Source organism: Mucilaginibacter sp. 14171R-50 (assembly GCF_010093045.1).
Classification (GTDB): Bacteria; Bacteroidota; Bacteroidia; order Sphingobacteriales; family Sphingobacteriaceae; genus Mucilaginibacter.
On record NZ_CP048115.1, the window covers coordinates 2,636,786 to 2,658,208 of the forward strand.

Here is a 21,423-nt window from a genome sequence, read left to right on the forward strand (position 1 = left end):
GTAACTTGTGTATTACTTGCCGGTTGTTTGCCGGACCACGATCAGCCTGTCGTCAAGATTGAAGGGATGGGTAGTTATAATTTTTACCTTTTTAATATCTGCATGAGCCGGGTTCAGCAGGTAATTAAATTCTTCGGGCACTATTGATGATGGTACTTTCATCATCAAAAACTTTGATTCTTTGATAAATTGATTGCCCAGGGTTCTTAGTTCGGTAGGAGAGGCGGCATCCTGCCAGTTAGCGGGCAATGATTTAACGTCGAGCGTTAGTATGCTGTTATTGGGCACCTCTATTTCGGCAAGACAAAAGTTAGGCGGAATAAACAAAGGCTGCAAATGTACCAATACCTCTAACACTGCCAAAGCCCGCGACGAGGCAAGGTAAACAACCGCGTTGCCTTTGCTGTTCCACCGTGCCCCGTATAAGCGTGCGCCCATACCATCAAGGTTGGTAATGTAATTGCAATTAGCTATACGGTAAAGTATCATTAAACAAAGATACCGTGCTCGATGCGGCCCAATTCGTTAAAAACCATATCAAAGCCGGCAGATGTATCTAAGAAGGTAACCGGGGCCTCGCCGTTAAAAACAATGCCTGGGGTTTTTATCCATAGCTTAAATTTATCTATCGAGCCAAAAACCTCCTGGCCGCGTGTATAAAGGCGCGCAAGCTCAACAGCCTTTTCGGCGTACTCGGTTTTAATAATGGCATCGTCCTCGTAACGTTGCAGCGTACGCTCTGAAATATGCAGGATATTAGCCAGCTCCTGGATGTTTAAAGATATTTTTTTGGCTAAGGCCAGCAAGGCCTTTTTTGGAAAGCCTTGCCGCGCCAGGCTAATGATATCAAAATCAGATGATTTGGCCGCACTGTTGCCGCCTAATAAATTATAAAATGGGGTTGATGAAGCCTGGGTAATATACATTGCCACAGGTTCATTAACCTGGTTTTTTGCTATGTGTTTTACTTTGTACGACATTTATCCAAAAATAAATACATTTTGTCGTATTTCAAAATCATTCTGCAACAATTAAAAAATAATTTCTCTTCCCTTTTTGTGCTACCAGGTATTTATTATTGATCAGATCACCGGTGGTATATACATCTTCCGGCGTGTTTACCTTCGCTTTATTGATAGCTACACCACCGCCCTGAATCATCTTTTTTGCTTCGCCCTTTGATGGGAACACAGACGTTTTTGCAGCAAGAAGATCAGATACGTTTATACCTGCTTCAACTTCGCTTTTGGCTACAGTAAAGTTTGGTACGCCACTAAATATGGCCAATACTTCTTCATCGTTCAGTTCGCTTAAAAACTCGATGCCGGTGTTGCCGAATAAAAACTCGGTGGATTTGATGGCTTTTTCAAAACCAGCTTCGCCATGCACACGCAGTGTAATGTCTTTTGCCAGGGCTTTTTGTAAAACGCGGGTATGGGGTGCTGCATCGTGCTCAGTTTCCATCGCTTCTATAACTTCGCGGTCATACAGGGTAAATATGCGTATATAAGCCTTGGCGTCCACATCTGTAGTGTTAAGCCAAAACTGGTAAAACTGGTATGGTGAGGTGCGGGCAGGGTCGAGCCATACCGCGCCGCTTTCGGTTTTGCCAAATTTGGTGCCATCAGCTTTTTTGATGAGTTGGGTGGTTAATGCATACGCCTCGCCCTGGTCTTTACGGCGAATAAGCTCGGTGCCGGTAACTATGTTGCCCCACTGGTCACTGCCGCCCATTTGCAGTACACAGTTGTTGTGTTTCCACAAGTAGTAAAAGTCATAACCTTGAACCAACTGGTAAGTAAACTCGGTAAACGACATGCCGGTATCACCCTCCAGTCGTTTCTTAACCGAGTCTTTAGCCATCATGTAATTTACCGTGAGGTGCTTGCCCACATCCCGTATAAAATCCAAAAAGGTGAAGTTTTTAAACCAGTCGTAATTATTTACCATTTGGGCGCTGTTGTCGCCGCTGTTAAAATCCAGAAATTTTTCAAGCTGTGCCTGTACCGACTTTAAGTTGTGGTTAAGCACATCTTCGGATAGTAAATTACGCTCGGCCGATTTACCCGACGGATCGCCTACCATGCCGGTAGCGCCGCCCACCAACGCGTACGGCTTGTGGCCCGCGCGCTGAAAGTGTATCAGCGTCATGATCTGGGTTAAGTGCCCAACGTGCAGCGAATCGGCAGTGGGGTCAAAACCAATATATCCCGAAGCCATACCTTTGTTTAGCAGTTCTTCGGTGCCGGGCATAATATCGTGCAGCATGCCTCTCCAGCGTAATTCTTCAACAAAATTCATCTTGTAAACTTTAAGCCCTTTTTATCCGGGATGGCAAAGATAACAGAATAATTATTTGGTGGCATAGTTCTGCAAAACCGTCATGGGTTTATAATATATGTAATATTGCTTTCCTGCTTTAGCCCGATTTTTGTACTTTGTTCAGAAACAGACGTATCAACGCCGCCTCCTATGAATTTTCTTTCGCACTATTATTTTGACAGGGATACCAACAACAGCTACTTTACGCTGGGCACCGTATTGCCCGATCTGTTAAAGAACGCCGATAAAACCATTGTGCTGCATCCCGAAAAATTAATACATACAGATTCAAAAGTAAATTCCATAATAGCCGGCTGGAACAAACATTTACTGGTAGATAAACACTTTCACTCGGCAGACTTTTTTCTGACGCATTCGCATAATCTTAAAAACCTGCTGGCACCGGTAATTGCCGGGTCGCCGGTCAAGCCTTTCTTTTTGGGGCATATCGCTATAGAACTGATACTGGATAACCTGCTTATCACCACAAATGAGATAAGCGTTAACGATTTTTACGGCCACTTAGACAACTGCGAGGAAGATGTAATCCATGAGTTTTTATCTTTTGCAAAACTGGAAAATCCCCAAATTTTCTTTAATTTCTTCGAGGAATTTAAACGAAGCCGCTACTTGAACACATATATCAATATCGGGCAAATAACCTATGCCCTGAAGCGTATTTGTATGCGGGTTTGGCGTAACCCGTTTACCCCGGAACAAGAAGAAGAGATGACCGGCCTGCTGCTAAACTATCGCCTTAACCTAATAAGTAGTTTTATGAGCATTTACCACGAAATTGAGGACAAGATGAAATCTGCTGACCGATTATAGCCATCTTTTGATCAATAAAACCAGTAAGCTTGGTACTTATTTGCGTTAAGTTTTTTAAAAAAGCGTTTGTATTATAATAAAAGTGCTTAAAACTCAATAATTAACATTAAATATATTTTTATCTATAAAAATTATATCCGTACCTTTGCAGTCCCAATTAAGTGTTGGGAAAAAGGAGTAAAATTTATTAATGGCAAAAAAACAAGAAGCAGAAAAAGAATTAAAAGCAAAGCAGGCTGAACTGGATACAGTTGCGGCAACTGCTGAGAAGGAAACAATTGAATCAGAAGCTGATTCAATATCAATTGAAGACATCAAATCGCAGATCGCTGCAACACCAGATCAGGATTTTGACTGGGATGCAGACGACAAAAAATTTGGTAACTACAGCGACAGCGACCGTGAGAAATTAGAAAAACTTTATGACGGAACATTCAGCTCTATCACTAAAGGCGAAATCATCACCGGTACAGTTGTAAATATCAACAACAAAGATGTGGTATTGAACATCGGGTTTAAATCTGACGGTTTGGTATCTGTTTCTGAGTTCCGTGATACACCAGACCTGAAGGTTGGTGACACAGTTGAGGTGTTTGTAGAATCGCAGGAAGATGCTAACGGTCAGTTAGTGCTTTCACGCAAACGTGCAAAAACTCAAAAATCATGGGAGCGTATTAATTCGGCTCTGGATAACGATGAGATCATCACAGGTTTTGTAAAAAGCCGTACAAAAGGTGGTTTAATTGTAGATATAATGGGCGTTGAAGCCTTTTTACCAGGCTCGCAAATTGATATCAAACCTATCAGGGATTACGATATCTATGTGGGCAAAACAATGGAATTTAAGGTTGTTAAGATAAACCACGAGTTTAAAAACGTAGTGGTATCGCACAAAGTGCTTATCGAAGACGATCTTGAAAACCAAAAAACCGAAATTGTGGCCAAACTTGAAAAAGGCCAGGTATTGGAAGGTACCGTTAAAAACATTACCGATTTTGGTGTATTTATTGACCTTGGTGGTGTTGACGGCTTACTGCACATTACAGATATATCTTGGGGCCGTATCGAGCATCCGAGGGAAGTTCTTTCATTGGATCAGAAGATCAACGTTGTTGTTCTGGATTTTGATGACGAGAAAAAACGTATCGCTTTAGGTTTAAAACAACTTACCCCGCACCCTTGGCAGTCGCTTGACGAAAACCTGCAGATAGGTTCGAAGGTTAAAGGTAAGATTGTAACTGTTGCTGATTACGGCGCGTTCTTAGAAATTATCCCGGGTGTTGAAGGTTTGATCCACGTATCAGAAATGTCATGGTCTCAAAACCTGCGCAACCCTCAGGAATTCCTGAAAGTTGGCGACGAAGTTGAAGCTCAGGTATTGACCTTAGACCGCGACGAACGCAAAATGAGCTTAGGTATCAAACAACTGACACCTGACCCATGGCAAAATGCCGGCGCTAAATACGCCGTTGGCACACAGCACGTTGCTACAGTTAAAAACATGACCAACTTTGGTGTGTTTGTTGAACTGGAAGACGGAATTGACGGCCTTATCCACATCTCTGACCTTTCATGGTCTAAAAAAGTAAACCACCCTAACGAATTTACTAAGGTTGGCGAAAAATTAGACGTGGTTGTTCTGGAGCTTGACATCGAGAACCGTAAATTGAGCTTAGGCCACAAACAGCTTGAAGAAAACCCTTGGGATACTTTTGAAACCATCTTCACTATCGATTCGATACATGAAGGTACCGTGTTGAAAGTAACTGATAAAGGCGCTATCGTAGCTTTACCTTACGGTGTTGAAGGCTTCTGCCCAACCAAACACCTGGTTAAAGAAGATGGTAAAGCAATAAAGGCTGAAGAAACTGCTGAATTCAAAATTATCGAGTTCAACAAAGAGAACAAGCGTATTGTAATTTCACACTCACGTATATGGGAAGAAGCTCGTACTGATGCCCGTGTTCAGGAGTTCGAAAACCGTAAAAAAGAAGCAAAATCTGCTAACAATGCGGTTAAGAAAGTGAAAGAATCAGTAGAGAAATCGACTTTAGGCGACCTTAGCGTTCTTGCTCAGTTAAAAGAGCAAATGGAAGGTGCAGAAAGCAAAGCTGCTAAAAAAGCCCCTGCCGCTAAAAAAGCAGAGCCTGAAGCTGATGCTCCTGCTGCTGAAGAGACCGAAGAAGTTTAATCTTTATAAAGGTTTAATATACAAAGCCCTCCTGAATTATCGGGAGGGCTTTTTTTGTGAGATTATTTTAAAACCGCACAACTACGTTTTGCCACGGTGGTACAATATAATACCTTTGAATATCCTATGTTTTTAAATGCCATTGCAATAACTATTGATAATAACTATATACAGCATGCCTGTGTGATGTTAAGATCGCTGGACGTAAATGTTCAATCGCAGGTTGATGTATATTGTATTTTTGATGACCTGAGCCAGCAAAACATCCACCGGATGCGTAGGGAGTTTAATAGCAGCCGAGTAAACCTGCATTTTATACCTTTTGATAAAAGTGTGCTTCCAGCACTGCCTATAAAGGCAAATGATCATGTTACTTCGGCCACTTTTTTCAGGATATGGCTGCCCCATCTGCTGCCAAACCTTGATCAGGTGCTTTTTATGGACACCGATATAATCATTAACGGCGATATCAGCGAAATACTGAACCTGGATACCGGCAGCTACCCGCTGGCCGCTGTACCAGACCTGGGCATGTCTGCCGAAAAAAAGCGTGGCCTGGGTATTGCCGATGGGCAGATGTACATGAACTGCGGCGTATTGTTGCTTAACCTTAAATATTTCAGGGCAAACGACCTTACCACACAGATAGCGAATTTTATTGCGACTTATCCGGCCCTTTGCGAATTTTGGGATCAGGATGCCATTAATGCCACAATAAAAGGAAACTTTTACCAATTAGATTATAAGTATAACGTACAAAGCGGTTTCTATGAAAAGCCCGCGCAGGATGTTGCCTTGCGTAACGCCATCCAAAACCCCGTTGTAGTACATTACACCGGTGGCGGCAGTTGCAAGCCATGGTATTATCAAAACAAACACCCCGAACGCGATCTGTATTATAAATACCTTAAGCTTACCTCATTCCGGTTTTATTACCCGCCCGATCTTCCCCGCAGCTGGCGCCTGTTCAGAAAGTTACGGTTTATGCTCTTCTACAAATAAGCTGTAGCAATTAATTACTTACTTGCCGTGGGTTTGGCATTAACCTTAATATTTAACGTTTGCGCGCCAAACCGACCGATCATATCAGTGCCCTCGATGCTAAGGGTATAGGTTGATGGTTTATCTGCGGTGTAAAAAGACAGGGTGGCTTTTCCGTTTTCGTCGGTAATAAAGTTTGGTTCCCAATGTATGGTAGAGCGGTTGATACTGTAGTCGTAGGTGTTATCAAAAGCATAGCGCGGTTTGTAAAACTCACGTGCAGTATAGATGGGTAGGGGGCGGTAAACATAAATTCCGGGTGTAGAACGGGTTAACGGGCCATTACCGCTACGTGTTTTTATTACTATAATAGCGTAAAATTCACCTCTTTTCATGAAGCCAATGTACTTGTGATAAATAACCAGTTGTTTAACATCCGCGGCTGTAATGTTAGTGAGCACATTTCGCAGATGACTAAAATAGCCGCCCGGCATGCCTGTAGGTGTATAATATCTTGCCGCATTAACGCCGTCAATTATAATTGCTGCTACTTTGTTGCTATTATGTATGAATACGTTTATTAATGATTTGAAACCCTTTACATCATGTTCCAGATAGTCGAGCAGGGTTTTTGAACGGGCCTTTAGCATATCTTTTTCTTCCAGGTTCACATCATAGTAATAAAGGTCTTCGCCGTCCATCCCTTTTACGGCCAGTATTTTTTTTGCCTTTATAGTTACCTGGTCAAGCAGCTTCCCTTTTACATCTCCTGACGAAATAGCGGCATTGGTTTTAATATTGGCCGTAGTGTTTTTTAAATATCTTACCAGTGTGCTATCGGTATTTACAAACCAAGGCATAATGGCATGCGGGTTTACTGGCATATCAACAGCAGGTTTAAATTCATCAACCAGGATGCTGCCGCCAAAGGCATCGCCATTTTTTTTGTGCACTTTAATGGTGTAGGCTATCGAATCGGATACAGGTAGATCAGGGAACATGAATTTGCCTTCCTTGTCGCTTATAGTATCCAGTATCATTAGGTTGTTTTTGTCCGACGAAAGTAATGTAACCTTTGCGCCGCCTACGGGTTTTTTAAAGAAGTTGATCAGCCGGCCATACAGGTCATTATTCATTTCGGCACGAAAAACCGGTTCCGTTATAGGTGAAGCGAGCTTATCCCAGTTAAAGCCTGTCCATCCCTGCGTAAGCATCAGGTCGTCGAGCGCTTTTGAGGCATTAGCGTTGGTCGTATTAAAGTACCAACCCGGTTCTTCTATATAACCTTTGATCTCAGATGCCAGCAGCATATCGGTAAGTATAGTAGGCGCATATTGTGGCAGTTTTACCTGCCCGTCGTCGGTTACAGCAACAGCAAAACTGCCATTTTTAACCGGTGAGCCGTCTGATCTTAACACTTCTATCTGTACGGCAACACTGTCCCTTGGCTGATATTCGATCTTGTGATGCATTAGTTTAAAAACGAGGTTATCATTATTATTGATAAACACCCTGCGTTCGCTTAAAGGTTTACCTCCTTCGTTCAATATACTAAAGCTGATTACACCGGTGGCAAATTTGCCGGCAGGTATAGTAAGGTTAAAGTAACCTTTGTTTAAGTCAAAAGCATAACCCAGGTAAACGCTGTCCTTACCCTGCGCTATCAGCATATAAGTTTTACTCAATCCGGCCAGGTCTGGCGTGGCAGTAACAAACAGTTTTACCTCGTCGCGGTTTGTAACGTTATCTACACGCAAAGCAATGCCGCTTGCTTTTACCGCAGGCAGGGGGATCTCCCTCATATCGCCATTGTAATTGATCCGGGCTTTATAAACTGCGTTTGGCAAAGGCACCAGCCTGAAGTTGCCCATCCCATTGTGTGTTGATTTAAATGTGGCCACCTCTGCGCCTTTACCATCTACTACCACACCACTTATATTTACACCGAGGCCATCATCGCCAATAGCTTTAAACGCTATTTTATTGAGCAGGCCGGCAACTGTTTCGCCCCCTTCGGGCATAAACTGCACATCAACCGATTGCGCCGTTGTACCCGGATAAAAAGGAAATACCTGGGTTTTCTTTTTGTTGCTACCGTCCCTAATCACCATTTTTAAATTGCGGGTATTCACATCGGCAGGTAAATTGAAGTTTGCCGCTATATCACCCTGGTCAGAAGTTAAAAAGGCTTGTTTATAAACAGTTTTGCCGCCGTTTACTAAAAACACCTGCATATCCTTATAAGGCAATGGCATATTCTGCATATCAGTAAATTGCATGGTTAGTGCAACGCTTTTACCTTCGGGTATTGTTTTTATGGTATGCTGCTCCTTAATAAGCCACGGGTTTTTCCCGTCGTCGCCAATGTAAAAGCGCTTATGAAAAAAAGCGTTTTCTCCAAAATTTTGCATCCAGTTGGTATAAGCGCGTATGGTATAGGCACCATCGGTAAGGCCCTGCAGAGGTAGTTTAAAATCGCCGTTGCCGGTGCCATTGGTAAGGGGTATAACCAATCGCTCTACCAGCCGGCTGCTATCGTTAAGCAACTCAACATAAACCTTATTGCTTAACGCAGAAGGCAGCCTGTTCGACGCGTTTATCAATACAGTTTTAAACCAAATGGTGTCGCCTGCAAAATAATGGGCCTTATCTAACTTAACCGATAGTTTTTCTGAAGGGTAAAATTTATGATAGGTATCAATACCGGCAGTTACTTTATTAACTGAAGTTACTTTATCCTGGCTATAGGCACAGGTTACACAAAGCGCCAAAAGTATTATAATAACCTTGCTGCTTTTTAAAAGTGTATTTTTTACCCGCATACTTTAAACTGGCTAATTGATGGTTTTTGCCTCGATATTGATCTTAAACGTTTGCGAAGCAACGTGGCCCTGCAGGTCAGTACCTTCCAGCTTTACAGTGTATGTGTCCGGCTTATCGGCAGCATAAAACCAAATTTTAGCCTTGCCTTCGTCGTCAGTTATAATGTTAGGCTCCCAGTTAATGGTTGTTCTTGTATCAATAATTGGCGAAGTGGTAACTGTGTACTTTGGTTTATAAAAGTCTCGTGGCAGGGTTATGGGCAAAGGCCTGTAGGCCAGGGTGCCCGGCGCGCTAATTGCAAAAGGGCCCGCCCCGCTGCGGGTGGTTATGGTCATAAATGTATGCAACCCTTCCAATATTTTAACCTCTTTAACATCGTCGGCACCCATTGTTTCTAAAAAATAGGTTATAAACTTGCGATAAGTCGTTGAGTCGCCGGTGAGCCTGTTCCCGTAAATAGATTGCACGCTGCGGTTATCTATATAAACGTCGTAAATATACCGAGTGCCCAAAACAAAATTGGTCATTACAAATGGCTTTTTTAACTCATCTATGCCGCGATGAATGTAAGCCCTGTTCATTGCATCATCAGCATAGTAGGATGCTTCACGGAAATTTTTAAATTTCTCCCTGATGAGGGATAATAAACTTCGTTTTTTTGCAGCTATCAGTTCGATCTCATTTAGTTCGCGTATGGGGTGCCCGTATTCAAAATTGTTTACAAATCCCATATTAATGGGCTCTTTTTTCGCCCTGATGGTAACTTCTTTAAGTTGCCTGTTCTTAAAACTTAAGGGTTGCTGGTTAAGCGGTGCATCGGGGGCCGGTTTATTAAAATATTTAACCATAAGGCTATCGCTGCTGCCGGCAAACCATGGTTTGCTTACGGGCATATTATCAGACAAGGCTACATTGGCAGGGGTAAACTCATCTACAATGATACCGGCACCCATTTCTTTACCTTTTTTATTGTGCACCTTAATGGTGTAGGCAATAGTATCAAAAAAGGGCAGGTCATTAAATATAAAGCGACCGAGCTCATTGCTGGTGGTATCAATGGCTACCAGGCCGTTTTTTTTGCTGGATGCAAATAACGTAACCTTTGCCCCTTTTATAGGTTTTTTAAACAAGTTTTCCAGTTTACCAGCCACGTGGTTATCGGTCTCGGCCTCAAATTTAGGTTTGGATGGAACAGGGGCCAGGGACCAGTCATATCCCGTCCAGCCCTGGGTTAATAGCAAGTTATCCAATGCCTTGCGCGCCGAAGCCTCTGCCGTGTTAAAATACCAGCCCGGGCTTTCAATGTACCCGGTCATTTCGGATGTCAGCAGCATCTGGCTCCTGATATCGTTATCGTTAATATCGGTTTTTATATAATTATCGGCAGTTACTGTGGCCGAAAAATTGCCCTTAACCGGCTCGCCGAGCTCATTTTTTACCGTAAACGCAAGGGCCATACTATCTTTTGGATTAAATGCCGGTTTGTTTGTATTTAAGCTGACGCTTAAATTGTTGTGCCGGTCAATAAATATCCTGCGCTGGTTAAGCGGCTTGTCGTTTTCGTCAAGCAGGGTAAAGGCGGCAATTCCGGTACCGAATTTGTTCGCAGGTATCTTCAGGTTAAAAAAGCCGCGGCTTATATCTACAGGCGTGGCGAAAACCACCTGATCTTTTATTTCGGCTATCAATGTGTAATGCCTTTTTAGCAAAGCCGTATCAAGCATGGCTGTAATATATAAACTTATCGAATCGGGCTTGCTTAGGTTGTCAATTCTGAGGGCGGTGCCTGCCGGCCTTACCGCCGGCAGCTCTGCTTTGAAGGCTTTGCCCGATGCGGTGCGTAAAGCCGCATAGTATTTATTGCCGGGTTGCGGCAATAACATAAAGCTGCCCATACCCTTATGTAACGATGTTATCTGGGCAACTACTTCATTTTGGCTGTTTTTTACCTCTCCGCTGATATCCTCGCCATAGCCTGATGTGTTAATGGCCTTAAAAGCCACCTTGTTATATATCCCCGCTACCATGTTGCCGCCTTCGGGGAAAAATTGCAGGTCGATGTCCGCCGCCGCGTCAATTATTATGGGCAACGTTTGCCTTATGCGGGTGTTTTTATCAGTTACCATTAATTGCAAGCCGCCTTTCAAAACGGCGTTGTCGATAGTAAAGGATGTGTTAAGGTTGCCTGCATCGGTAGTGGTAAATTTTTTACTGAGGATACGTTTTCCCGCTGCGGCAATCACCACCTCAACATCATGAAAGGGCAGCGCCATCTTTTTAGCATTGCTGAGGTTTAGAGACAGGTTTACCTGCGCATCGTTGGCAGTTTGTTTTATTTCGTGCTGTTCGTTTATTAAAAGCATATTATTAGCCCCGGCACCGCCTATGTACACCAATTTTGAGAAAAAAAGCCCGGTGCCGAAATTCTGCATCCAATTGGTGTAGGCGCGCATGGTGTAAGTACCGGTGGGGATAGTTTTATCCAGCAGTATATCGCCATTGCCAAGCCCGTCCTGCACGGGTATAATAACACGTTTTACCAATTTACTGCTATCATTTATCAGCTCAATATATACCTTAGCGCTTTGACGCGAAGGGAAAAGGGCAGCGTTTAAAGTGTATGCTTTAAACCAAATGGTATCGGTAACATTATAATAAGGTTTATCTGTATGCAGGTAAAGCTTTTCTGAGGGCATCACACTAAAAAAAGTGTCGGCCCGGCTAATTAGTTTCTTTCCACCACTTTGGGGCGATTGTGCCCGGCCAATCATAGCATGCGATAGTAAAATGATAAGCAGGAAAAATGAAAATGAGTTTTTCATTAGCGCAGGTATTAGGTGATAGAGCAATTTAACAATATTTCGCCTTAATAAAAAATGCGAAGCTTAAGTAGAGGTTAATCAAAACTCAAAACTATTTTTTACCTTTGCCCAAATCCACCCACACGATGCAAAACCTAACGCTGCTCGACGGTCAAAAATTCCAAATCACAATTCAGCGTTTATGTCGTCAGTTAATAGAAAATCATAACGATTTTTCAGGTTCGGTTTTAATTGGCATACAGCCACGGGGCATTTACCTGGCCAAGCGCGTAGCCGAGGAACTCAGAAAGATATTACCGGATAGCACGATAGAACAGGGCGACCTCGACATTACCTTTTACCGCGACGATTTTCGCCGGCAGGGGTCTCCGCTGGTGCCCAACCAAACTAAAATAGATTTTATTATAGAGGGTAAAAAAGTAGTTATGCTGGATGATGTGCTTTGGACAGGCCGCACCATCCGTGCCGCTATGGATGCCATGCAGGCATTCGGCAGGCCCGAAAAGGTGGAGCTGCTGGCGCTGGTTGACAGGCGCTACTCGCGGCACATACCGGTATCGGCAGATTATGTTGGGATAGAGGTTGACTCCATCGCATCGCAAAAGGTTGTGGTAAGCTGGAAGGAAACCGATGGCGAGGATAGGATAGTGCTGGTATCAGAAGCGAAAGAATGATACTTATAAATGCTTATAAGTTAGACATAATATCGAACACCGAATGTTGAATGTAAAATGTCGAAATAGTAGAAATGACAACAGCTAAATATGATTTGGAAGAAAGATTGATAGACTTTGCCATAATCATATCAGACATTGTTGAGGGCTTGCCCGCTACGAGGATAGGTAATTACATCGCCGGCCAATTGATAAGATCAGGTTGTTCTCCGGCATTAAATTACGGAGAGGCACAATCTGCCGAATCACGAAATGATTTTATTCATAAGATGAAGGTTATTTTAAAGGAGTTAAGAGAATCATTGATCTCTTTAAAAATTACCGAAAGGAAAATGCTTTATAATTTGGAAAAAGTAGTTAATGCAAAAAACGAATGTAACCAGTTAGTAGCAATTTTTGTAAAGAGTATAGAAACAGCTAAGAAAAATAATTTAGTAAAATGAGTTTATTTCGTTATTCGAAATTCAAAATTCATTATTCGATATTTTAAAATATGGCTTTAAGCACAAGGCACCTATTAGGAATTAAGGATTTGAACCGATCAGATATCGAACTGATATTTGAGACCGCCGATAATTTTAAAACGGTACTGAACAGGCCGATAAAAAAGGTGCCCTCGCTGCGCGACGTAACCATAGCCAATATCTTTTTCGAGAACTCTACACGCACCCGCCTGTCGTTTGAACTGGCCGAAAAAAGGCTATCGGCTGATGTAGTGAATTTTGCCGCTTCTTCATCATCGGTTAGCAAGGGCGAAACACTGATAGATACTGTTAACAACATACTGGCCATGAAGGTTGATATGGTGGTTATGCGCCACCCGTATGCCGGTGCCGGCATCTTCCTGAGTAAGCATGTAAAGGCCCAGATAGTGAATGCGGGCGACGGCGCGCACGAGCACCCCACCCAGGCGCTGCTTGATGCCTTTTCTATCCGCGAGCGATATGGTGACGTAGCAGGCAAAAAGGTGGTGATAGTAGGGGATATCCTGCACTCGCGCGTGGCGCTGTCAAACATACTTTGCCTTAAGCAATTAGGGGCAGAGGTAATGGTTTGCGGGCCAACAACGCTTATACCCAAATACATTGGCTCGCTTGGTGTAAAGGTTGAGCACAACCTGGTAAAAGCGCTAAACTGGTGCGATGTGGCCAATATGCTGCGCATCCAACTGGAACGTCAGGATATCAAATACTTCCCATCACTGCGCGAATACACGATGATGTTCGGACTTAACAAGCAGATACTTGACGGGCTTGATAAAGAGATAACCGTAATGCACCCCGGCCCCATAAACAGGGGCGTGGAGATTACCAGCGACGTAGCCGATAGTAAGCAATCCATCATCCTGGACCAGGTAGAGAACGGCGTGGCCATACGCATGGCGGTGCTTTACCTGCTGGCGGGGCAAACAGCGTGAAGGCTATAGTTAAAAAAACTCATGAGTTTTTAAATGAAAACTTCCCAGGTTTAGATTTTCGAATACCTTTATTTTATAACTGGGATAACGCCCTACGCTTTGATCTGGAACATGAAATTGATGATGATCCAGATTCGGTATTCTACTTCAGCGAAGTAATTAAACGGGCTATTACTCTTTTTGAGGAATCTTTTGCGCCTGACGACCAAGCTTTTTTTATTTTAAGGCAGTACAAATTGAAAAGGCGTAAAATAAGGGTAGGGAATTACTTTTTTAAACAGTTATCGGATTTTAAAAAAGATGATGTTAATTATTACACCACAAAATCGTTTAGTCAACCCAACGAGGACTTGATTGACGCATCTAACGTAGCATTAGGGAAGATTAAAGTTAGCCAACTCAATTACAGTAATGTCTTATCCGCAATCGCTTTATCGTACCAACCTACTGTAAAGTCTTTTGAAAGATTTTCTGACATAAATTTACCTTTTCAGATATTTTTTATCAATATCGAAAAAAAGCTTATTTTTCATATGTATGATAATCGGGGGCTGGATATTTTAGGCAGTAATATCGACAATATTAAACCGCATTATACTAAATTTAATGATTGGATATTAGACTACGACAGAATGAAGATCAATCATATATTTGAATAACGTTATTACTGACCGGAAACATCATGATAGTAGCTTTATACGGCAAACGAGTCCATGCGTGGCTGATGTTCTTAAGCAAGTTTCAAGCCGGTATATTATATTTTTTAATGACAGCCATCCCCGTCATCGCAGTTTATTTAATTGCAGGGGTTTTGTTTTACCACAATTATTGGGGAGCTTTTAAAGATGCTGGCTTTTTACTTGTGGTGTTATCTATGGATGCCATTTATGGAGCGATCTTTTTTAAAGAAAAAGCGTTTAAAAAAACAAAAAAGGAGCAGGAATTATCAACCGGGGAATCACCACCCGGTAATATAAGTAACTCGGAATTTATAGTACATTGGGGGAAGAAACGTAAAGCGGGCATATTAAGATACGTAATTTTTAACGGACTTTTTGCCGCCTTTGCATTGATTTTCCCGGTTTCGTTTTTATTATATCCCTATGCACAATCAACAGTTAACCCTTTCACGGATCTAAGCGACATGTTAGCTTTTATTTTGAAATGCTTTTGCATTGGTTTTTTTGCAGGTGCTGCTTATTATGTGCTGTCGTGGTATTTAAACGAGCGGCATTTTAAACGCCTTATTTAACCAACCACGAATATATATACTTAGTTTTTGACGCCTAATTCTTTTAAAAAGAACCGTGTATGTTATATCAAGGCTATTTTGTAAAATGCAAACTGCTGTATATCAAGTGTTCACGAATGTTCACGGTGTTCACGTGGCGCGAACGTGAACACTTTTATTAGTTTTTAAGCATCCGCCCGGCTACCTCCAATCCACTGCTTAAGGCAGCTTCAACCGTGCCCATTGCTGCGCCTTCGTACAGGTATTCGCCGGTAAAATATATCGTATCTTCCACAGGGGTGTTCAAGATCTTGCGCGCTTCAGGTGCTTCAATGGTGTCGTAAGCGTAAGAGCCACGGGCAAATGGATCGGCCGTCCAGTTCATAACCCTGTAAGCGATCAGTTTGCCTTTCAGTTCTTCAAAATCCCGCTTAAAAATATTGGCTAACGATTGCAGGCCTTGCATCATTATCTCTTTATCAGGGGTATCGGTTTTCCCGGCAGCAGCGGGGCCACCTATCCAGCCGGTAAGCACGTTCGACTCATCAGGCACCTGCGTCCACCAGGTGGGTATTTCCTCATCGCTAAAAAGGTAACCCATTTCATCAATGTTTTTGCCTGCCATTTCGCGCGTTTTAACATCCAGCCAAAAAGCGCTGTCAAACTCAAACAAAAGCTTTATTACCGCGCCAAAGCCCATTTGCATTATGGCGTTTGTATGTGCGGATAAAGGGGGATCAAAAGTTATAGCGCCTGCTTCGCCTGTTTTAACTTGCAAAACACCTAAGGGCATTGCTATCAGCAATCGATCGGCGGTGAATTTAGCACCGTCATCGGTTATAACGTCTACACTTTCCTTCTGCCAGATTATCTTTTTAGCCACAGTATTCAAAAATATCTCGCCGCCGTTTGCCTTGCACTCATTGGCCAGGTAATTTATCATGGCGCAATAACCGCCAACAACGCGGTGCTGGGCATTTTCATCCTCATGTTGCCACTCGTTGCGCAGGGCAAAAGCGCTGGCCTCGCCCGGGTCGGCAGTATCATAGCCCGATACGTAATTCCAAACCGAATCACGAAGTTCTTTGTATCTATCCCCCGGAAACTCTTTTAGCAAAAAGTCGTGGATATTTATATCATGTTCCAGTTGGTTAAGGCGCTCCATAAGCAGGTCCCAATCCTTCACTACCATGCTGTTCTCTTCAAATTTGCCATTATCAAACCGCCACATTTCAGCGTTAGCGCTTCGCAAATCTATACCTGCCTCGTTTAACAGGGTAAGCGTAACCGGCAGGTCGCCATGAACAAATTCGGCGCCTAACTCGGTATGCTTGAAAAAATATACATTGTTTACACTGTAAATGCGCCCGCCGGTACGGTCGCGGGCTTCCAGTATGGTAACTTGCCTGCCTGCTTTGCTCAAGGTACGCGCAGCCATTAATCCCGCGGCGCCGGCCCCTATTATTAAGATATTGTTTTTCATACGATAGGCGCGCAAATTAAAAGGAATAGCCTGAAGATGCAAAAAATCGTTTAGCTCTCCATTCGGTTAATATAAGTCGCTTTAAAAAGCAAGTATTTACAAAGGCTATCAATGTTTGTATTATTTTAGCCCAACTCAAAAACGTGTCAACTACATGCCCGATCATAAACTAATCATATATCAACTACTGCCGCGTTTATTTGGCAATAAAATAACCACCAACAAGTTTTACGGCTCGGCAGAAGAAAATGGTGTTGGCAAACTAAATGACATTACCGACAGGGCCCTGGCCGAAATAAAGGCGATGGGTTTTACCCACGTTTGGTATACGGGCGTTATAGAGCACGCTACCATGACAGACCACTCCGCCCATGGTATTAAGCCCGATGACCCGGATGTGGTTAAAGGCCGCGCCGGTTCGCCCTATGCTATAAAAGACTATTACGACATTGCCACCGACCTGGCTGTTGACGTGGAATTCCGGATCTCGGAGTTTAAAGAGCTTGTTGGCCGTACGCATAAAAGCGGGATGAAGGTAATTATCGATTTTGTGCCTAACCATGTGGCCCGCACGTATGCCTCGGACGTTAAGCCGAACGGCGTGCGCGATTTTGGTGAGGATGATGATAACACCGTAGATTTTTCGCCCAATAACGACTTTTATTATATCCCGGGGCAGCCCTTTGTGGTGCCGGGCGGATATAACCCGGGTGGCGACGATTTTAAATCGCCCTTAAAGGATGGCAAGTTTGACGAGTGCCCCGCTAAAGCTACGGGCAATGATGTTTTTAGTCCCGCGCCGGGCATAAACGACTGGTTCGAAACCGTTAAGCTGAACTACGGGGTTTACTACCTGGATGGTAAAAAATCATACTTTGATCATATACCACCGCTTTGGCATAAAATGTACCATATACTAACCTACTGGTGCAAGATGGGCGTTGACGGTTTTCGTTGTGATATGATCGAGATTGTGCCCGTTGAATTCTGGGCATGGCTTATCCCGAATATCAAGGCAAACTACCCCCATGTTATTTTTATTGGCGAGGCATACGATAAAGATCAGTATTACAATTACATCCATAATGGCGGGTTCAATTACCTGTACGATAAAGTGGGCTTATACGATGCCATCCGCAGGCTTACCTGTAACGAGCCGGGCGCATCTGCATGGGAGATAAACGCCGTATGGAACAACCACTGTAAAGGTATTGACCACAACATGCTCCGCTTTATGGAAAATCATGACGAGCAGCGCATAGCCAGCCGGTTTTTTGCGGGCGACGCCATGCTGGCTGTTCCCGGGATGATTGTAAGTGCTACTTTGGCTACCGGGCCGGTAATGATATACTCGGGCCAGGAAGTAGGTGAACCCGCTGCCGGTGCATGCGGGTTTAGCGGGGACGATGGACGAACCACCATATTTGACTACTGGGGGATGCCCGAACATCAAAAATGGATGAACAACGGCGCGTTTGATGGAAAGGACTTGCCGCTGGGGCAACAGCAGCTGCGTAACTTTTATGGTAAACTGTTAAACATTACAAAAGATAATGAGGCGTTAAACAGCGGGAGTTTCTATGAACTTATGATAGCTAATGAGCATCAGCAGGGGTTTGATACCAAACTGTACATGTACCTGCGTTATACCGTACACCAAAGGGTGCTGGTAATAGTTAACTTTAACCGCGAAGCGCGAGCTATAAACATTAAACTCCCCGTAGAAATACTTGCACAGTTTGACCTGAGCGGTGAAGCCAGTTTTTCGGATATGTTAAGCGGCGTAACGTTTAGCACAACTGATATTGGGGATGGTATACCTGTTATTGTTAATGGCAGCAGCGGTTTATTGCTAAATTTATAATTCTTTCGAAAAATCAAATAATCACGGGTAATTTGGCTTAATTATAGCGGGAAAATTCGTTTATTAGTAGTTATCAATAATTTGCAGATATAAATACGCTTTGTAGTAAAGCTGAAAAAGCCCTTTAATTTAAACATGACTGAAAACATGCCTGACCCCAACCCGGAGCTAATAACAGCCCGTTTGCTTCAGGTGGAGGATATGATACTGGAGGATGAAGAGTTTCACCATTTAAATAACCCCGCCGATGGCATTAAACCAATTGTAAAAAAATACCTGGGCGTACCCAATCACGCAGAGCAACTTGGCAATAAAATTTTCTTTACCGATGGCGATGCCAAAGTAGAGGTTTTAATAGTTACCAATGATATCATCCGTGTACGCCTTGCGCCTCATAGCGTTTTCCTGGAGGAGTTTTCGTACGCCGTGCCCGAACTGCCGCAAACACCCGTTGAGTTTACTTTGCTGGAAAACGACCAGGAGTTTCGCGTGGCAACACCGGCCGTAAACTGCCATATACGCAAGAAGGACTTTTTTATTTCGTTTTCTGATAAAAACGACCATGTTACCAGCACCGATGCTGTACCCATGCACTGGGAAGAAAATACTCAATTTGGCGGTTACTATGTATTTTGTACCAAAACCTGTGCAGACCAGGAAAGCTTTTTTGGCCTGGGCGATAAGGCCACCGAGTTTAACCTGCGTGGTAAACGCTTAAAAAACTGGAACACCGATGCTTATTCCTTTGGGTTTAATCAGGACCCGCTTTACCGCGCTATTCCGTTTTATATCAGTTTGAATGATAATATTGCACACGGAATATTTTTTGATAACACCTTTAAAGCTCACTTTGATTTTGGTGCAGAAGACCGCACTAAAACCAGCTTTTGGGCCGATGGCGGCGAACTGCAATACTACTACATCCACGGCCCGCATATGATGGATGTGGTGAAAAATTATCACCTGCTAACCGGTACGCACCCTATGCCGCCGCTTTGGGCGCTGGGATATCATCAATGCCGCTGGAGCTATTATCCCGAAAATAAGGTAAGGGTTATTGCCAACGGCTTTAGGCAAAACAAGATCCCCTGCGATGGCATTTACCTGGATATAGACTATATGGATGGCTACCGCTGCTTTACCTGGAGCCCTAAATATTTCCCTAATCCTAAAAAGATGATAGCAGACCTGGCGGCCAACGGGTTCAAAACCGTGGTGATCATAGACCCGGGCATCAGGGTAGATGATAATTATTGGGTTTTTAAAGAGGGAAAGGAAAAGAGATATTTTTGCCGCCGTTGCGACGATTACTTTATGGAGGGCCATGTTTGGCCGGGCCGCTGCCAGTTCCCCGACTTTACCAACCCCGAGGTACGCGCCTGGTGGGGCGATCTGTTCGACGACCTGGTTGAAACAGGCGTGGCCGGTGTTTGGAACGATATGAACGAACCGGCTGTTTTTGGAGCCGGTACCTTCCCCGACGATGTTCGCCACCAATATGATGGCTATCGTGGGTCGCACCGTAAGGCACACAATGTTTATGGCATGCAAATGGTACGCGCCACTTACGAGGGTTTGCGTAAACAAATGAAAAACAAACGTCCGTTTACCATTACCCGCGCAGGATACTCGGGTGTTCAGCGATACTCATCCGTTTGGACGGGCGATAACGTGGCATCATGGGAGCATTTAAAGTTAGGTAATATTCAGCTGCAAAGGCTTTCGGTATCGGGTATTTCTTTCTGCGGAACGGATATCGGTGGCTTTAGCGGCGAACCTGACGGCGAGTTATTTACCCGCTGGATACAAATGGGCAGCTTTTCGCCATTTATGCGGGCGCACTCGGCCGGCGATACCAAAGAACGTGAACCATGGAGCTTTGGCGAGCCTTATACATCCATAAACCGTAAGTTTATCGAGTTGCGTTACAGGCTGATACCTTATCTGTATTCAGCATTTTGGGAACATCACCGTTATGGTTTCCCGATCTTAAGACCGGTGGTGATGCATGAACAGGCAGAGCCATCTAACCATTTTCGCCAGGATGAATTTACTTACGGCGATAAAATACTGATTTGCCCCGTTTTGGAGCCAGGCCAAAAAAGCCGTAAAGTTTATTTACCAAAAGGAAGCTGGTACGATTTCTGGACCTTGGAGATGATAGCAGGGGGCAGAGAGGTTGTTGTGCCAACGCCGTTAGATATCATGCCGATATTTGTTAAAGCGGGCTCGGTTATTCCCGAATACCCGGTTATGCAGTATACCGGCGAAAAGGAGATAGAGGAGGTGAAGCTGAATATCTACTACAGCAATTATGAGGTGAACTCGTTCCTGTTTGAGGATTATGGTGAAACTTTTGCTTACGAGCAGGACATTTACCTTGAAAAGAAATTTGTGGTAAATGGCGATGCTGATAAGTTAACCATTAAACAAAGCATGGAAGGGTTGTATACACCGCGGTACGAAGGGTATCACTTTAAGATAAATGGCCTGCCGTTTAAGCCTGCCAGGATACTTGCCGACGGTAAAGAGATAGATAGCATAAGCGTCAATACCGATAAAACCTACGAATTTAAGTTTACTAAAAACTTTAAACGGATAGAGATATTTAAATAGCCGGTAAGTCAAATTATAAGCCGCAAAGCGCACAGAGCCTTTCCTGAATAAGCTACCTGTGTACTTTGTGGTTTTTATTTGCTTGTGCAGGTTAAAAGCTAAGCTAAAGTCGCTTTTATATAAACATCTTGGCTATATTGTATGTTCAATAATGATATATTTGATATA

Annotated in this window: 16 protein-coding genes; 10 read left to right on the top strand and 6 right to left on the bottom strand. The window is 43.5% G+C overall.

What is annotated here, in order from left to right; translation table 11 throughout:
* Positions 1-12 precede the first annotated feature (12 nt).
* From GWR56_RS12185 to tyrS, 3 genes are read right to left on the bottom strand one after another with little or no spacing between them, the layout of a single operon-like run.
* Positions 13-489, bottom strand: coding sequence for an RES family NAD+ phosphorylase (locus tag GWR56_RS12185; RefSeq protein WP_162431511.1), 477 nt, complete (start codon positions 487-489; stop codon positions 13-15).
* The gene (locus tag GWR56_RS12190; RefSeq protein ID WP_162431512.1) at positions 489-980 is read right to left on the bottom strand and encodes an antitoxin Xre-like helix-turn-helix domain-containing protein; all 492 of its coding nucleotides are present in this window, start codon (positions 978-980) and stop codon (positions 489-491) included. The genes GWR56_RS12185 and GWR56_RS12190 overlap by 1 nt, the downstream gene beginning before the upstream one ends.
* A 37-nt stretch (positions 981-1,017) precedes the next feature.
* Positions 1,018-2,301, bottom strand: a complete 1,284-nt coding sequence (gene tyrS / locus GWR56_RS12195; protein ID WP_162431513.1) for a tyrosine--tRNA ligase — start codon at positions 2,299-2,301, stop codon at positions 1,018-1,020.
* A 171-nt stretch (positions 2,302-2,472) separates the two neighbouring features.
* Here tyrS and GWR56_RS12200 point away from each other — a divergent pair, with 171 nt between their 5' ends.
* The 3 genes from GWR56_RS12200 (at position 2,473) to GWR56_RS12210 (ending at position 6,346) form a co-directional block, all read left to right on the top strand.
* Positions 2,473-3,153 (top strand): hypothetical protein, encoded by a 681-nt coding sequence (locus tag GWR56_RS12200; protein WP_162431514.1) that lies wholly within the window; start codon positions 2,473-2,475, stop codon positions 3,151-3,153.
* A gap of 190 nt (positions 3,154-3,343) precedes the next feature.
* Positions 3,344-5,344: a 30S ribosomal protein S1 gene (gene rpsA, locus GWR56_RS12205; protein ID WP_162431515.1), complete on the top strand. Its 2,001-nt coding sequence runs from the start codon at positions 3,344-3,346 to the stop codon at positions 5,342-5,344.
* A 96-nt stretch (positions 5,345-5,440) separates the two neighbouring features.
* Positions 5,441-6,346 (top strand): glycosyltransferase family 8 protein, encoded by a 906-nt coding sequence (locus tag GWR56_RS12210; protein ID WP_162431516.1) that lies wholly within the window; start codon positions 5,441-5,443, stop codon positions 6,344-6,346.
* 14 nt (positions 6,347-6,360) lie between these two features.
* On the opposite strand, the gene GWR56_RS12215 is transcribed toward GWR56_RS12210, so the two are convergent.
* Together GWR56_RS12215 and GWR56_RS12220 are read right to left on the bottom strand one after the other, a co-directional pair.
* A complete protein-coding gene (locus GWR56_RS12215) occupies positions 6,361-9,147 on the bottom strand; it encodes a hypothetical protein (protein WP_162431517.1) in 2,787 nt (928 codons plus the stop codon).
* Between the two features lie 12 nt (positions 9,148-9,159).
* Positions 9,160-11,970, bottom strand: a complete 2,811-nt coding sequence (locus GWR56_RS12220) for a hypothetical protein (protein ID WP_162431518.1) — start codon at positions 11,968-11,970, stop codon at positions 9,160-9,162.
* Positions 11,971-12,095: 125 nt separating this feature from the next.
* Here GWR56_RS12220 and pyrR point away from each other — a divergent pair, with 125 nt between their 5' ends.
* The 5 genes from pyrR to GWR56_RS12245 all read left to right on the top strand — a co-directional run bounded on the left by pyrR (position 12,096) and on the right by GWR56_RS12245 (position 15,313).
* Positions 12,096-12,644: a bifunctional pyr operon transcriptional regulator/uracil phosphoribosyltransferase PyrR gene (gene pyrR / locus GWR56_RS12225; protein ID WP_162431519.1), complete on the top strand. Its 549-nt coding sequence runs from the start codon at positions 12,096-12,098 to the stop codon at positions 12,642-12,644.
* A 74-nt stretch (positions 12,645-12,718) separates the two neighbouring features.
* The gene (locus tag GWR56_RS12230) at positions 12,719-13,087 is read left to right on the top strand and encodes a four helix bundle protein (RefSeq protein ID WP_162431520.1); all 369 of its coding nucleotides are present in this window, start codon (positions 12,719-12,721) and stop codon (positions 13,085-13,087) included.
* Between the two features lie 50 nt (positions 13,088-13,137).
* Positions 13,138-14,061: an aspartate carbamoyltransferase catalytic subunit gene (locus tag GWR56_RS12235; protein WP_162431521.1), complete on the top strand. Its 924-nt coding sequence runs from the start codon at positions 13,138-13,140 to the stop codon at positions 14,059-14,061.
* A complete protein-coding gene (locus tag GWR56_RS12240) occupies positions 14,058-14,720 on the top strand; it encodes a DUF3885 domain-containing protein (protein ID WP_162431522.1) in 663 nt (220 codons plus the stop codon). Before GWR56_RS12235 ends, GWR56_RS12240 begins: the two co-directional genes overlap by 4 nt.
* Before the next feature lie 23 nt (positions 14,721-14,743).
* A complete protein-coding gene (locus tag GWR56_RS12245; RefSeq protein ID WP_162431523.1) occupies positions 14,744-15,313 on the top strand; it encodes a hypothetical protein in 570 nt (189 codons plus the stop codon).
* A gap of 157 nt (positions 15,314-15,470) precedes the next feature.
* Here the strand turns inward: GWR56_RS12245 and GWR56_RS12250 are convergent, their stop codons facing one another.
* On the bottom strand, positions 15,471-16,775 hold the full coding sequence (locus GWR56_RS12250; protein ID WP_162431524.1) for an NAD(P)/FAD-dependent oxidoreductase: 1,305 nt from the start codon (positions 16,773-16,775) through the stop codon (positions 15,471-15,473).
* A gap of 154 nt (positions 16,776-16,929) precedes the next feature.
* Here GWR56_RS12250 and GWR56_RS12255 point away from each other — a divergent pair, with 154 nt between their 5' ends.
* Positions 16,930-18,639: an alpha-amylase family glycosyl hydrolase gene (locus tag GWR56_RS12255; protein WP_162431525.1), complete on the top strand. Its 1,710-nt coding sequence runs from the start codon at positions 16,930-16,932 to the stop codon at positions 18,637-18,639.
* Between the two features lie 201 nt (positions 18,640-18,840).
* Positions 18,841-21,255 (top strand): glycoside hydrolase family 31 protein, encoded by a 2,415-nt coding sequence (locus tag GWR56_RS12260; protein WP_162433192.1) that lies wholly within the window; start codon positions 18,841-18,843, stop codon positions 21,253-21,255.
* The last annotated feature ends 168 nt before the right edge of the window (positions 21,256-21,423 follow it).

Bases quoted from the DNA above. Each gene is read 5' to 3' on its own strand.
- GWR56_RS12185 (WP_162431511.1), bottom strand. From the start codon at position 489: ATGATACTTTACCGTATAGCTAATTGCAATTACATTACCAACCTTGAT.
- GWR56_RS12255 (WP_162431525.1), top strand. From the start codon at position 16,930: ATGCCCGATCATAAACTAATCATATATCAACTACTGCCGCGTTTATTT.
- rpsA (WP_162431515.1), top strand. From the start codon at position 3,344: ATGGCAAAAAAACAAGAAGCAGAAAAAGAATTAAAAGCAAAGCAGGCT.
- GWR56_RS12245 (WP_162431523.1), top strand. From the start codon at position 14,744: ATGATAGTAGCTTTATACGGCAAACGAGTCCATGCGTGGCTGATGTTC.
- GWR56_RS12250 (WP_162431524.1), bottom strand. From the start codon at position 16,775: ATGAAAAACAATATCTTAATAATAGGGGCCGGCGCCGCGGGATTAATG.
- GWR56_RS12235 (WP_162431521.1), top strand. From the start codon at position 13,138: ATGGCTTTAAGCACAAGGCACCTATTAGGAATTAAGGATTTGAACCGA.
- GWR56_RS12260 (WP_162433192.1), top strand. From the start codon at position 18,841: ATGATACTGGAGGATGAAGAGTTTCACCATTTAAATAACCCCGCCGAT.
- tyrS (WP_162431513.1), bottom strand. From the start codon at position 2,301: ATGAATTTTGTTGAAGAATTACGCTGGAGAGGCATGCTGCACGATATT.
- pyrR (WP_162431519.1), top strand. From the start codon at position 12,096: ATGCAAAACCTAACGCTGCTCGACGGTCAAAAATTCCAAATCACAATT.
- GWR56_RS12220 (WP_162431518.1), bottom strand. From the start codon at position 11,970: ATGAAAAACTCATTTTCATTTTTCCTGCTTATCATTTTACTATCGCAT.
- GWR56_RS12200 (WP_162431514.1), top strand. From the start codon at position 2,473: ATGAATTTTCTTTCGCACTATTATTTTGACAGGGATACCAACAACAGC.
- GWR56_RS12190 (WP_162431512.1), bottom strand. From the start codon at position 980: ATGTCGTACAAAGTAAAACACATAGCAAAAAACCAGGTTAATGAACCT.
- GWR56_RS12215 (WP_162431517.1), bottom strand. From the start codon at position 9,147: ATGCGGGTAAAAAATACACTTTTAAAAAGCAGCAAGGTTATTATAATA.
- GWR56_RS12230 (WP_162431520.1), top strand. From the start codon at position 12,719: ATGACAACAGCTAAATATGATTTGGAAGAAAGATTGATAGACTTTGCC.